At 44.3% G+C, this 13,985-nt stretch carries 13 protein-coding genes and 1 pseudogene; 7 read left to right on the top strand and 7 right to left on the bottom strand.

Annotated elements, in window-relative coordinates:
- The 4 genes from WS34_RS12280 to WS34_RS12265 form a co-directional block, all read right to left on the bottom strand.
- The coding region (locus tag WS34_RS12280) for a two-component regulator propeller domain-containing protein (RefSeq protein WP_286693756.1) at positions 1 to 239 on the bottom strand (239 nt) is incomplete at its 3' end.
- 42 nt (positions 240 to 281) lie between these two features.
- A complete protein-coding gene (locus WS34_RS15875) occupies positions 282 to 383 on the bottom strand; it encodes a two-component regulator propeller domain-containing protein (RefSeq protein ID WP_353743269.1) in 102 nt (33 codons plus the stop codon).
- Between the two features lie 888 nt (positions 384 to 1,271).
- Positions 1,272 to 2,132, bottom strand: coding sequence for a sigma-70 family RNA polymerase sigma factor (locus tag WS34_RS12270; RefSeq protein WP_013611831.1), 861 nt, complete (start codon positions 2,130 to 2,132; stop codon positions 1,272 to 1,274).
- A 99-nt stretch (positions 2,133 to 2,231) separates the two neighbouring features.
- Positions 2,232 to 3,686, bottom strand: a complete 1,455-nt coding sequence (locus WS34_RS12265; protein WP_046405119.1) for a Do family serine endopeptidase — start codon at positions 3,684 to 3,686, stop codon at positions 2,232 to 2,234.
- Between the two features lie 119 nt (positions 3,687 to 3,805).
- On the opposite strand from WS34_RS12265, the gene dapF reads away from it, so the two are divergent.
- Positions 3,806 to 4,609 (top strand): diaminopimelate epimerase, encoded by an 804-nt coding sequence (dapF, locus tag WS34_RS12260; protein ID WP_046405118.1) that lies wholly within the window; start codon positions 3,806 to 3,808, stop codon positions 4,607 to 4,609.
- A gap of 176 nt (positions 4,610 to 4,785) precedes the next feature.
- Here the strand turns inward: dapF and WS34_RS12255 are convergent, their stop codons facing one another.
- Together WS34_RS12255 and WS34_RS12250 are read right to left on the bottom strand one after the other, a co-directional pair.
- Complete coding sequence (locus tag WS34_RS12255) at positions 4,786 to 5,202, bottom strand: META domain-containing protein (protein WP_013611834.1); 417 nt, start codon at positions 5,200 to 5,202, stop codon at positions 4,786 to 4,788.
- A gap of 131 nt (positions 5,203 to 5,333) precedes the next feature.
- Positions 5,334 to 6,572, bottom strand: a complete 1,239-nt coding sequence (locus tag WS34_RS12250; protein WP_046405116.1) for a type IX secretion system plug protein — start codon at positions 6,570 to 6,572, stop codon at positions 5,334 to 5,336.
- A 174-nt stretch (positions 6,573 to 6,746) separates the two neighbouring features.
- Between WS34_RS12250 and WS34_RS12245 the strand changes: the two genes are divergently transcribed.
- From WS34_RS12245 to nqrF, 6 genes and pseudogenes are all read left to right on the top strand, one after another.
- Positions 6,747 to 8,102, top strand: coding sequence for a Na(+)-translocating NADH-quinone reductase subunit A (locus WS34_RS12245; protein ID WP_046405115.1), 1,356 nt, complete (start codon positions 6,747 to 6,749; stop codon positions 8,100 to 8,102).
- 83 nt (positions 8,103 to 8,185) lie between these two features.
- Positions 8,186 to 9,322 (top strand): NADH:ubiquinone reductase (Na(+)-transporting) subunit B, encoded by a 1,137-nt coding sequence (locus tag WS34_RS12240; protein WP_046405113.1) that lies wholly within the window; start codon positions 8,186 to 8,188, stop codon positions 9,320 to 9,322.
- Positions 9,323 to 9,358: 36 nt separating this feature from the next.
- On the top strand, positions 9,359 to 10,045 hold the full coding sequence (nqrC, locus tag WS34_RS12235) for an NADH:ubiquinone reductase (Na(+)-transporting) subunit C (protein WP_013611837.1): 687 nt from the start codon (positions 9,359 to 9,361) through the stop codon (positions 10,043 to 10,045).
- A gap of 1 nt (position 10,046) precedes the next feature.
- The gene (locus WS34_RS12230) at positions 10,047 to 10,688 is read left to right on the top strand and encodes an NADH:ubiquinone reductase (Na(+)-transporting) subunit D (RefSeq protein WP_013611838.1); all 642 of its coding nucleotides are present in this window, start codon (positions 10,047 to 10,049) and stop codon (positions 10,686 to 10,688) included.
- 18 nt (positions 10,689 to 10,706) lie between these two features.
- Positions 10,707 to 11,324: pseudogene (gene nqrE / locus WS34_RS12225) on the top strand (NADH:ubiquinone reductase (Na(+)-transporting) subunit E); the annotation flags it as partial.
- A 176-nt stretch (positions 11,325 to 11,500) separates the two neighbouring features.
- A complete protein-coding gene (nqrF, locus tag WS34_RS12220) occupies positions 11,501 to 12,769 on the top strand; it encodes an NADH:ubiquinone reductase (Na(+)-transporting) subunit F (protein ID WP_022161397.1) in 1,269 nt (422 codons plus the stop codon).
- A 59-nt stretch (positions 12,770 to 12,828) separates the two neighbouring features.
- Here the strand turns inward: nqrF and WS34_RS12215 are convergent, their stop codons facing one another.
- The gene (locus WS34_RS12215) at positions 12,829 to 13,503 is read right to left on the bottom strand and encodes a histidine phosphatase family protein (RefSeq protein WP_046405111.1); all 675 of its coding nucleotides are present in this window, start codon (positions 13,501 to 13,503) and stop codon (positions 12,829 to 12,831) included.
- Positions 13,504 to 13,985: the final 482 nt, after the last annotated feature.

The raw sequence follows: 13,985 nt of genomic DNA, 5'->3' as shown, positions 1-13,985 counted from the left end.
ATATAAATACCGCCATTGTAGGTAGCGAACCAGATTTCTCCATTTCGACGCTGCATCATAGCATTTCCAGTAGGCATTACCAGCACAGAACGGAATTCCGGCAGATCGGTATAATGAATACATTTATCGGTATTCAGATCATGCCTGACCAGTCCGAAACTCCTGATCCCCAGCCACACAAATCCTTCATCATCCTGCAACAGACTCCTGACCGGATTGGTCGACAACCGACATTTCACCTCTTCCAGCCGATGTAAATTAAACTGCCGTCTACGGGTATCCTACCGGTTTATATTTCCACCGAAAAGTCCCAACCACATATTGTTATCCTGATCCTGAAGGATGGAATTCACTTCACTGTATTGAAATTGAATTCCCCCCATCCCGGGACGAATAATTATAAAAAAAATCTGTCCGGGAGGTACCGGATAAAAGACTCAAGCCACTTCTCGACCCGCCCCATAAGGTTCGGGTATTACGGTCTTCCGCAATCGCATAAACGATATCATCCAGAATAGATTTGGGCAGGTTGAATTGCATTATTAATCAATGAGTTTCGGTTATACAGGTTCGATTTATAAGTGACAAAATCATATCCGTCATACCGAATCAATCCACTATTCGTTGCAATCCAAATAAACCCTTCACACTCTTGGTACACTTGCCGGACTTCATTACTTGCTCCCCCTTGTGGTAAGGCCAAAATCTCGGATTGTAAATCCAAACGTCTCTGTTGCCCCCTAACCGACTCTGCGTTTCCCATACTTTAAAACAAGAGCGAAAACGATAAAATAAAATAATCCCGGATTTAAAATAATTCTCATATTCAGCACTTAGTTGACAATAAAAAGGAATCTTTATGAAGCGAAGATAAGTATTAATTTTAGCAAGTGAAACTTAAAATATTTAACAACCAGAATAAATTCCACTTCCTTTCCCCGGAATATATTTTACATACACCACCAATGCATAAATCACATTTAAACTATTACATCTTATCGTTTAAAAAAGTCAAAGAATTATTCGATAATTTTTTGTAAAGTCAAAATACCCGTATTCCTTTTTCAGTAAATAGTCTGTGACCGACCGATCGAAGTGTTTTCAATGCCGGTCAGGAATATCATTCCGAGCTAAATCTTTTATCTGCACCAGGGGGGAAGCAATCCTTCCAATACGCTAAGCAGGAAGGGCAGATCGCATCAGGACCGAAAGGCCCAGACCTCTTTGAGTATCAATATACAAGCAAAAAAACGCCCCGAAGGGCGTTTTCATTATCCTAAATATGTTTTCAACAATTTACTTCTTGAAGAATGTCTTAAACGACGAATGGCCTTCTCTTTAATCTGCCGCACCCTTTCACGGGTCAGGCCGAACTTCTCGCCGATCTCTTCCAAAGTCATTTCCTGGGTATTGATCCCGAAGAATAATTTGATAATATCCCTTTCCCTTTCGGTCAAAGTAGACAAAGCTCTTTCTACTTCGGTAGAAAGCGATTCGTTGATCAACGTACGGTCAGCGATAGGCGAATCGTCATTTACCAATACATCCAACAAACTATTATCTTCTCCCTCGACGAAAGGAGCATCCACTGAAATATGACGTCCGGATACCCTTAACGTATCGGCCACTTTTTCTGCGGGCAAATCCAATGAATCAGCCAATTCTTCAGGCGAAGGACGACGTTCGTTCTCTTGTTCGAAACGCGAAAAAGCCTTGTTGATTTTATTCAATGAACCAACCTGATTTAAAGGCAAACGAACAATACGCGACTGTTCTGCCAAAGCCTGCAGGATAGACTGACGAATCCACCACACTGCATAAGATATAAACTTAAACCCACGGGTTTCGTCAAACTTTTCTGCAGCTTTGATCAAACCGAGGTTCCCCTCGTTTATCAAGTCCGGCAAGCTCAAGCCTTGATTCTGATACTGCTTGGCCACAGACACTACAAACCGCAGATTCGCCCTCGTCAATTTCTCCAGTGCTTTCTGGTCTCCCTTCCGGATCCGCTGAGCCAGCTCAACTTCTTCTTCAACGGTTATCAGATCCTCTTTACCAATTTCCTGCAAATACTTATCCAGAGATGCACTTTCCCTGTTGGTTATTGATTTTGTGATTTTTAGTTGTCTCATACTATCTTTTATATACCACTGCAAACGTCCTGCAAAGGTATGGTTTTTTATTCATTAAGCAATTTGTAAAATTATCCAATCTTAGTAGATTAACATTTTTTAATCCAGCAGCGAAAAAGCGAAATATTCAACTCTTCCCCTCGGACTCACTGCAGTAACGAAAACTCCCTCATCTCCTGCTGCTTTCAGAGCCCTCTCCAAATCCTCGCTATCGTAGATGACCATGTCGTTAATTTTAACAATAATATAACCTTCGGTCAACCCAGCTGATTTTAATTTACCATTTTTCAAATCGGTAATCTTAACCCCTTTATTCAGCCGATAGCGATAGCGTTCAGCCTGCGTCAAGGGTTGCACCTCAGCTCCCAAAATTCCGGAACCGGTCTTCAGGCTGACATCTCCATAGCTATTTTGCAAAACAACATCTGCAACCTTCTCTTTTCCATCCCGGCTCAAAGTCATCTGAATCGTATTCCCGGGAGTATATTGGGCCAGCTGTTCCTGCAACTGTGCAAACGTCTTCGCTTCATAACCATTCAACTGCAAAATAACATCCCCGACTTTCACACCGGCCTTTTCAGCAGCTCCACCCGGAATCACTTCCGCCACATAAATACCCGATTGCTCTTTCAACTTGTATTCCTTCGCTAAGGCCGGAGTCAATTCCTGCATCTTGATACCGATCATTGCCCGCTGTACCTTACCGTATTCTTTCAGGTCACTGACCACTTTACGTGCTACATTCACCGGCACTGCAAACGAATATCCCGAATAGCTCCCGGTGGGTGACTGAATAGCCGTATTGATACCGATCAACTCTCCTTTCGCATTCACCAAGGCACCACCGCTATTTCCGGGATTCACCGCAGCATCCGTTTGCAAGAAAGATTCCAGGTTCATTTTCCCCCCCAGCTGACGAGCCTTGGCACTGATGATTCCTGCCGTAACCGTAGAAGTCAGATTGTAAGGATTACCGACAGCCAGTACCCATTCTCCTAAAACCACATCATCCGAATTACCGTATTCGATAGGCTGTAAGCCGGTCGCATCGATTTTCAACAGAGCAATATCCGTATCGGGATCGGTTCCGATTACCTTTGCTTCGAATTCGCGCTTATCGTTCAAAGTAACCATCACCTTATCACTCCGGTCGATCACGTGATTATTGGTAATGATATAACCATCTTCCGTAATGATCACTCCCGATCCGATTCCCATATTCCGGGGCACTTCACGCATCTGGGGTTGTACTCCTCCAAACCAAAATTCCAAGGGATTTCCATAATACTCCTTTCTCATCTGCACGGTCATCACATTGACCACAGCAGGTACTGTCTTTTTGGCAGCCATTCGCAGGTCTACCGGTCCTGCACTGTCATTAAGTACATCATTTTCAGATTCATGAACGACAGGACGCACAGCGCCCGGACCAACAATTTGGTGTTGCAGGGTAGGTTGTATGGTTTTCGAACCGAAATTATCAGCTATAAAATAAGCAATCAGGCCGCCTGCAAGCCCTAACACCAACGGAATAATAAACTTTGTTATTTTCATATTCTCTTCCTGATTAAATTGTTACAATTTCCAATTATCTTTGTCGTTTACAATAGTAACAATATCTTTGCCAAGTGTTTATTAATAATTTCTTAATTAGCAAAGCTTAACATCACACTATGATTATTAAGTTTCAAAAATTTCAAGGTGCTGGCAATGACTTCATTATCATTGATAATCGTAATCAGATATACGAATTTACAAGAGAAATTGTTGAGTATTTCTGTGATCGCAAATTCGGGATCGGAGCCGATGGTCTGATGTTATTAGAAACTTGTTCGGGTTACGATTTCAAGATGCGGTATTTCAACTCCGATGGCAGGGAAGCCAGTCTATGCGGTAACGGCAGCAGATGCATCGTTGCCTATGCCCATCGCTTGGGCCTGTTTCTGCAAACCACCCGTTTCCTGGCAGCAGACGGTGAACATCAGGGCGAAATTACCCCCCAGGGCGTACGGGTTAAAATGAACGATGTATCCCGAATTACGGTGGCCCCTGATTATTTTTTCCTGGATACCGGTTCTCCCCATTATGTAAAAGTAGTAGCCGATGCATTTCAGACAGACGTCATCACAGCAGGCCGTATGATCCGTTATGCCCCTTCTTTCCAACCCGGAGGCACCAACGTAAACTTCATTACCCCCACTCCGGCATGTATCCGAATCGCCACCTATGAGCGAGGAGTCGAAGACGAAACCCTCGCCTGCGGGACCGGTTGTGTAGCCGCAGCCCTTTCCGCAGCCCTGCTAAATCACGACCACTCCGGAACCTATACGTTACAAGCCAAAGGAGGTATATTGAAAGTAAGTTTCAAACAACTGGCAGACAACCATTTCACAGACATTTGGCTGGAAGGTCCTGCCGAATTCGTTTTTACCGGCGAAATCGAAACACCCCAAACCCGAGGCAAGAAAGCAATGTAAGCGGAGTGCCGATCAGCCTCCAACCTTTAGGCCTTCCTGATCGGCGCAATCTTCGATTCCGGGAAAAATTTCATCAGGAAGGCTGTTTCGCTTATCAGCCACAGCAATGTCAAGCTACGAAACATTAATCAGAAACAGGAGTTCGCCGATCGTTTTTCCGGCCAGCCGGAAAACCTTTACTTAGCTTCTTCAGCCTTTTTAAATACAGCGACTACCTTATTTTTAGACAGGAAAGAAAGTTTGTTGTCTTTGATCGAATAACCGTCTACACCATCCAGCATTTGGAAAAATTCCGTTTCGGTCTGTAGGTCGGGACAAGCCATCCGCGTCGCTCCCATCGGAGAAAATTTCAAACGGCTCGACTCCATTTCATAATTACCGAAAAAACGGTTACAGCCCCCCCTTCCGTTCACCCGGTGTTCGGCTTCATTAAACTGAATAAAAATCTCGCTATTGGGATCGGTCAAGCTCAATTCTTTATCGTTAAGCGTTTGCAATACCCACTTCACTCCACTCAACTTCGCCATATTTTTCGAAGAGTTACATCCGACAACAGATAACGCAACACATAACACGAGTAAAAAACTTTTCATGACTTTTTCCTTTTCAATTTAAACTATTAAACTTAAAATACCATAGCAAACGATACAATAGTATCCCCTATATATCATTTCTTTTCCAGCAAATATCATGCCAACATAATCCGTTATATTCTTCTCCCTCTTTAGCTTCCCATTGGTTTCGCGCCTACGGTCTGATACCCTAACAATCTAAAACACATAACATTATAATCATACATATAGAAGCGGATATTATATTCGTCCGGCGTCTGATAAAAATTATTTTGCATAGTCACCAAATCAGGTTTTTTCTCCTTCGAAGGAACTACAGCGAACATATAATCATAATATCCCTGTTTCAGCTCGGCTTGCCCGACATACGCTTTATTTTTGGCATCATAATCCATTTTTAATTCAGGCAGCAACTGCCAGTCTGTAAATTTCCCATAGATATAAACTTCTGCTCCGGGAATAGGTTCCGGGTAAAGGATAGCAAAGTGGGCGACGATATAATCGGCTTCCAGATCAGAATTTTGTACATTCTCTGCCTCGATGTAAAAATTCCCCCCCCGATCAGGGGTCGGAATATAACGCTGAGGAACGGTACCCGGTACCAGGATGAAATTATATCTCCCTTCCGGTCCCTTCAATACATCTTTCACATAACGGGTATAATAAACCAAACTGGAACATTGGAAATTACGAAAAGGAGACAAACCGTTGAAAATATTATCGACCCCGTTGCCGTATACCAATTGGTTTTGCCGGACAAAAGTGGGAGTAAAATTTCTGCGGGAATTCGGATCCTGGTTTTGAGTCACATACACCCGGGTATCCCGCACCGGATTATAGATCTGCAAACCGGTATAGTTCACTGTAAAATTCAGTTGCTGGGAAGTGTACAAAAAAGTAGGATTCGTGCTATTCACCACAGATGCAGCGATACCGACCTTATTTTCCACGACAGCAAAGCGTTGTAAAACGACCGCACTATCCGGATTCTGATCGTTGTATACCTGCAATAAATAGTTCCCGGACAATTTGATACCCACTTCTTCATTCGGCAAATTCAAGGTAAACCGGGTGTAAGGCACAACCGTATTGAAAGAGTATTCGTAATTATCCAGCGGATTACTGAAAAATCCGGTCAAATAAGTAAAACTGCTTAAATTGGAATTATTCCAATCGGGATCGCAATGAATAATTTTATAGGTATATGAGTTCGTCTCGCTACTCAGATCATCGAAACTAAAAAAAAGCTGCTGTCCACTCCCCAACTCGATAACCGGTTCGGCAAAAGGACTGCCGACAGGGTAACACTGAACGGTTCTGATCTGGCTTTGCGCCGGCATCATATTCCCTATCCCCAGGATAAAAAACGATAGATTCAAAAAAAACTTCATCCCCAATAAATTAAAATCTAATTAACGACAAAATTACGTAATTGGTTTGTATATTTGTGCCTTAATTTTAGGAAAACTATAACACTTCATATTTTTACAAGCCCCTTATCGGGGCGAGGTAAAAAGTTATGTGGTCAGTAATTGTAAATACTTAATTATTAATAATTAAAACACATGTCCAAGGTAATCAAATTAAAAAAAGGCCTTGATATCAAGTTAAACGGAGAAGCGGAAAAAGTGGTGCAACCTGCTGGTAGAATAACCAGTTGTGCGTTAAAACCGACGGATTTCCGGGCTATGACTCCGAAACTAGCAGTCAAGGTCGGCGATGAAGTGAAAGCGGGAGATGTCTTATTTATCGACAAAACACATCCCGAAATTAAATTCACAACACCGGTAAGTGGTACCATTGAAGCCATCAACCGAGGCGAAAGACGTAAATTACTGGAAGTCGTGGTCAAGGCAGATGCCGAGATCCGGTACCGGGATTTCGGAAAAACAGAAGTCAGCAAACTGAATCGGGATGAAGTCATCGACAGGCTGTTGGAAAGCGGCGTTTGGCCTCTGATCAAACAACGTCCTTACGACATCATTGCAGACCCGATGAGTACACCGAAAGCCGTTTTCGTGTCAGCCTTCGATTCTGCTCCTCTGGCTCCGGATTACGACCTGATCCTGAACAATCAGAGCAAAGATCTTCAAACCGGTATCGATTGCCTTTGTAAACTCTGCAATAAAAATGTAAATCTGGGCTTGCAGGAAAATACTCCCTCCGCTTCTGTATTTACCAAACTACAGCATGTAGATATCAATTATTTTGCCGGTCCGCATCCGGCTGGCAACGTAGGTGTTCAGATTCATCACCTGAATCCGATCAACAAAGGAGAACAAGTATGGGTGGTCAACATTCAGGATGTCGCTATCATCGGCCGACTGTTCAATGAAGGCCGGTTCGATGCACGTAAAATTATCGCCCTGGCCGGTTCTGAAGTGACAAAACCCCAGTATTATCACAGTATTTTGGGTGCTTCTATTCAGGATCTCACCGCAGGAAAATTAAAAAATGCAGTAGAACAACGGATCATTTCCGGCAACGTACTCACCGGAACCCGAGTCGTTCCGGAAGGTCATCTGGGCTATTACGACAATCAAATCACCGTCATCCCGGAAGGCAATAACTACGAATTTTTAGGCTGGGCGGCCCCGGGTTTCAATAAATTCTCGGCTTCCAGATTATTCCCGTCCTTTTTATGTCCGAAGAAACATTACACCCTGGACACCAATTACCACGGTGAACGCCGGGCCTTCGTCGTAACCGGACAATATGAAAAAGTATTTCCGATGGACATCTATCCGGTATATTTGCTGAAAGCTGTCCTCGCCCAGGATATCGACCGCATGGAACAACTCGGTATCTACGAAGTTGTGCCCGAAGACATGGCTTTATGTGAATTTGTCTGTACCTCGAAGACGCCTGTTCAGAAAATCCTGAGCGACGGAATCGAACTGATGATGAAAGAAACGAATTAATTTACGATGGAAGATTTCCGATCATCACCCAATAGGGAGGTATCGGAGCTAACATCTAAAATTTAAAATCTAAAATTAATAAAATGAACTTTTTACGAAATTATTTGGATAAGCAGAAACCCAAATTTGAAAAAGGAGGTAAGCTGGAAAAATTCCACTCCGTTTTCACCGGTTTCGAGTCTTTTCTTTTCGTGCCGAATGCGACCACTTCCAGCGGAGCTCATATCCGGGATGCCGTCGATCTGAAGAGAACCATGATCATCGTGGTACTTGCTTTGATTCCGGCACTTCTTTTCGGGATATACAACGTAGGTTATCAGCATTTCAATGCTGTCGGCGGCCTGGCAGACACCACTTTCTTCCAACTGTTCTTCTACGGTTTGTGGAAAGTGCTCCCCATGATCATCGTATCTTATGTCGTTGGATTGGGCATCGAATTTGCAGTCGCCCAAATGAAGGGACATGAAATCAATGAAGGTTTTCTGGTTTCCGGTTTACTGATCCCCATGATTATGCCTGTCGAAGCTCCGTTATGGATGGTGGCTTTATCGACAGCCTTCGCAGTAATCATCGGTAAAGAGATTTTCGGAGGTACAGGTATGAACATCTGGAATCCAGCCCTGTTGGCCCGTGCTTTCTTTTTCTTCTCCTATCCTTCTATGATTTCAGGAGATAAAGTATGGATTGCCGGAGACACAGCCGATGCCATCTCACAAGCCACTCCACTGGCACAAATGGCTCTGGGACAACCCCTGACTTACAGTACGGCAGACATGTTCTGGGGATTTATTCCCGGTTCGGTCGGTGAAACCTCGGCCTTCTGTATTCTGATCGGAGCTGTGATTCTGTTATTGACCAACGTCGCCAGTTGGCGCACCATGATTTCGGTTTTTGTCGGAGGTTATCTCATGGCGCTCGTATTCCAGCCGATTTCCGGTGTCGAAGCCTATCAGCAACTGCTAATGGGCGGTTTTGCTTTCGGAGCGGTATTTATGGCTACCGACCCGGTAACTTCCGCTCAAACCAATACAGGTAAATATGTTTACGGTCTGTTGATCGGAGCGATGGCTGTGATCATCCGTTGCATCAACCCGGGTTATCCCGAAGGCATGATGCTGGCAATCCTGCTGATGAACACGTTCGCTCCCCTGATCGACTGGTTCGTCGTACAGGCAAACATCAAACGCAGACTGAAAAGAGCGAAAGCCGTTGCGAATTGACGATTTAAGATTTAAGCAATCATAGATTTAAAAGATATGAATAAACAAGGAAATACCTATACATTCCTCTATTCAGTTGTTCTGGTAGTCGTTGTTGCAGCGCTACTATCCATCGTATCTCTTTCCCTGCAACCCCGGCAGAATGAAAACCGCCAAAACGAAAAGAGACAGAACATACTGAGTGCGATACACATTTCCTCCACTGCTGCCAATTCTGCAGAACTCTTCGACAAATATATCAAGGAGCAGTTTATTATAAACAGCAAAGGAGATAGAATCGAAGGCAAGGCCTTTGACGTAAACATCGAAAAACAATACAACCTACCGGTTGAAAAACGGGAACTTCCCGTATTTGTCGCCAATGTCGACGGAGCCACCAAATACATCCTACCGATTTACGGAGCCGGTTTATGGGGCCCTATCTGGGGATATATCTCCCTGGACGACAACAAAGATACCGTTTACGGTACTTTCTTCGACCACCAGGGAGAAACTCCGGGGTTGGGAGCTGAAATTACCACGCCTGAATTCAATAAAGAATTCCGGAACAAACAGATTTTCTCCGGGAATCAGTTGGTTGGAATTCTGGTCGTAAAAGGCGGGAATGCTTCCGGGGCGAATGAAGTCGATGCCATATCCGGAGGTACGATCACTTCCAAAGGAGTAGAGACCATGATCAAGAATTACTTAACCTATTACGAACCGTTTTTAAAACAAAAATAAAATGAGCGCATTATTTTCAGCTAAGAACCGGGAATTCCTGCTCGGTCCTCTGAGTAAGAACAACCCGGTTATCGTACAGGTCCTGGGTATTTGTTCTGCCCTTGCTGTTACTGCCAAGCTGGAGCCTGCCATCGTAATGGGGCTTTCGGTAACGGCCGTAACCGCTTTCTCGAATGTGATCCTTTCGCTGATGCGAAATACCATTCCGACCCGTATCCGTATCATCGTACAATTGGTCGTTGTGGCCGCTCTTGTAATCATCGTCGATCAGCTGTTGAAAGCTTTCGCTTACGATGTCAGCAAACAGCTGTCCGTATATGTCGGATTGATCATCACCAACTGTATCATCATGGGACGTATCGAAGCTTTCGCCCTCGCCAATAAACCCTGGCCTTCTTTGTTAGATGGTATCGGTAACGGTTTGGGGTACGGCCTGATCCTGGTGATCGTAGCTTTCTTCCGTGAACTGCTCGGTTCGGGTACACTTTACGGTTTCCGTATTATTCCGGAATCGTGGTATGTACAAAACGGCGGTTGTTATCTCAATAACGGTTTGATGATTATGCCGGCCATGGCTTTGATTCTTGTCGGACTGATTATCTGGGTACACCGTTCCAGAAATAAAGATTTAATAGAAAAATAATTAAAGTAAAAATAAGATATGGAAAATCTATTAAATATATTCGTCCGTTCCATCTTCATCGACAATATGATCTTTGCCTATTTCTTAGGCATGTGTTCCTATCTGGCCGTATCGAAGACTGTGAAGACCTCTTTCGGTCTGGGAATCGCTGTTATTTTCGTATTGTTCATCACCGTTCCGGTCAACTATCTGTTAGACAACTATGTGTTGAAACCCGGTGCTTTACAATGGTTGCTCGGGGATGAAGCTGCCGGAATCGATCTGAGCTTCCTGAGTTTTATCATGTTCATCGCCATCATCGCTGCTATGGTACAATTGGTGGAAATGATCGTCGAGAAATTTGCTCCCGCTTTGTACAACCAATTGGGTATCTTCCTGCCTCTGATCGCTGTAAACTGTGCTATCATGGGAGCTTCCCTGTTTATGCAACAGCGGAACTACGGCAGTGTACTCGAAGCGACGACATTCGGTTTGGGCTCAGGTATCGGCTGGATGCTGGCTATCGTATGTATTGCCGCTATCCGGGAGAAACTGAAATATTCCGACATTCCGGCTCCATTACGGGGAATCGGTATCACGTTTATCGTGACCGGACTGATGGCTATCTCTTTCATGAGTTTCCTGGGTATCGACCTGAATAAACTGAAAGCTCAGCCGGCACAAACCGAAACGACGGCACAGGTATCCTCCTATGGTGAAAAAGAGACCGTCACCGGTTACCTGACTGAAAAAGATCAGATGGCTTCAGCACAAAATGAAGGCAATGCCGATGCAGAATAATTTAAAATTTAAAATCTAAAATTTAAAATTAAATGGTACTATTAGCAATAAATACAACAATCGTCACTACCGGCATTGTGGTATTCCTGATTGTCATCCTGATTCTGGTGGGTATCCTTTTGTTTGCCAAAGCCAAACTGACCGCCAAAGGGGATGTGAAAATCAGCATTAACAATGGCGACCGGGTCATTACAACCGAACCGGGCAGCTCACTGTTGTCCACCCTGGCAGGCCAGAAAATATTCCTGCCTTCGGCCTGTGGTGGTAAAGGTTCCTGTGGTATGTGTAAATGCCAGGTAGATTCGGGTGCAGGCTCTATCCTCCCGACCGAAACAGGTTTCTTCTCCTACAAACAGCAGCACGAAAACTGGCGTCTGGCTTGTCAGGTGAAAGTGAAAGAAAATATCGAAATGCGTATTCCGGAATCCGTGATGGGAATCAAAAAATGGGAATGTACCGTAGTTTCCAACCGGAATATTTCTACTTTCCTGAAAGAATTCGTTGTAAAATTGCCGGAAGGTGAAAATCTGAAATTCAAATCCGGAGGGTATATTCAAATCGATGTACCTGCTCTGGATGTCGACTTCAAGGATATGATCATCGATGAAAAATACAAAGGCGATTGGGAAAAGATGAAAATGTTCGATCTGAAGATGCACAATCCCGAACCGACTTACCGGGCCTACTCTATGGCCAATTCTCCGGCAGAAGGCAATATCATCATGTTGAACATCCGTATCGCCACTCCGCCGTTCGACCGTGCGGCTGGCGCTTTTGCTCCGGTAAATCCGGGTATCTGTTCTTCTTTCATCTTCTCGCGCAAACCGGGAGACAAAGTAACGATTTCCGGTCCTTACGGTGAATTCTTCCTGCGTGAAACCAACAACGAAATGATGTTCATCGGTGGTGGTGCCGGTATGGCTCCGATGCGTTCACACATCTTCAACCTGTTCCATACGATGCACACCGACCGCAAAGTGACCTTCTGGTACGGAGCACGTGCTCTGCAGGAGGCTCCCTACGTGGATGAATTCAATAAGATCCAGGAAGAAAATCCGAATTTCCACTGGACCCTGGCACTCGACCGTCCCGATCCCGTTGCAGATGCTGCCGGTGTGGCCTACAAACCAGGCTTTGTACATCAGGTGATCTTCGAAAACTATCTGAAGAACCACGAGAACCCCGAAGATATCGAATACTATTTGTGCGGACCTCCAATGATGATCCAGGCAGTCACCAAAATGCTGTACGATCTGGGAGTTCCCGACGAAAATGTCATGTACGACAACTTCGGTGGATAATCCTGATAAAAAAACCGTTCTCCGAGTCGAGAACGGTTTTTTTCGACAACTATATTTTTTCACTTACCGCCTAAACAAATCGGCCGGGCATATCCTTCTGTTTTTTCAAGCAATTTCAGTGGAGTCGCCAACACATAACCTTCCTGTCGTTTTTCTAAAATCACCATTCCACCGTTTTCAGGCACACACATCCGTTCAAAATCTTCCACAGTGAGATGAAACCACCGCATAATAAACAAGCGGATGGTCAATCCATGAGAGATCAGCACACAATTCTCCGGAAAATTATCCCGCGAAAAATCCCGGTGTAAAGATCCCAGCAAATCGTTCATTCTATCATAAACATCGGTCGCAGCCTCCCCACCCGGTATACGGTAGTAAAAAATACCATAACTCTTCCGCTCTTCCCGTATACGTTCGAACTCTCCCTGACTCCTCAGATAACCCCATTCCTGCTCCCTCAACCGCGGTTCCTCACTATACCGAAACTGTTCCCGCGAAAAAGCTTTCGCCACTTCTTCGAAAGTCGTCCGTGTTCTCCAAAAAGGAGACACATAAAAATAAAGTGTTTCATCCTCCACCAACTCCTTCAATTTCACACCCGCCTCCCTGGCCTGTCTCCTCCCCCGTTCCGTCAATTCAATGATGTAGTCCGGCATAGAGGCAAAAAGCTCACAATTCACATTCGCCTCCGATTCCCCGTGGCGAATAAGTATAATACGTTTCGGTTTCATTTGTTCCTCTTCCCTTTTGATTAAGTATTCACATCGTATATATTCTATTCATCATCAGCAGTTATACCGTTCAAGCACAATTGATTTTTCATTCCATCAAATCAAAAAATTCCATGCTGGCAATAGCTGCCACTTTAATCTTAACGAAATTTCTGAAAACATACAAATTGCTTTGTCTCAATACCGTTCTCACGGTTATCTCTTTAATCTAGTTCAAACGGCGACAAAACAGTCATCTCCTGGAGTCTCAATACCGTTCTCACGGTTATCTCTTTAATCACCCTGGTTGACGAAGAGCTTAAACTCACCTTCCAGTCTCAATACCGTTCTCACGGTTATCTCTTTAATCACCCTGGTTGACGAAGAGCTTAAACTCACCTTCCAGTCTCAATACCGTTCTCACGGTTATCTCTTTAATCACCCTGGTTGACGAAGAGCTTAAACTCACCTTCCAGTCTCAATACCGTTCTCACGGTTATCTC

Source organism: Odoribacter sp. N15.MGS-14 (assembly GCF_000980245.1).
Classification (GTDB): domain Bacteria; phylum Bacteroidota; class Bacteroidia; order Bacteroidales; family Marinifilaceae; genus Odoribacter; species Odoribacter splanchnicus.
This window is presented reverse-complemented; position numbering and strand designations above follow the sequence as displayed.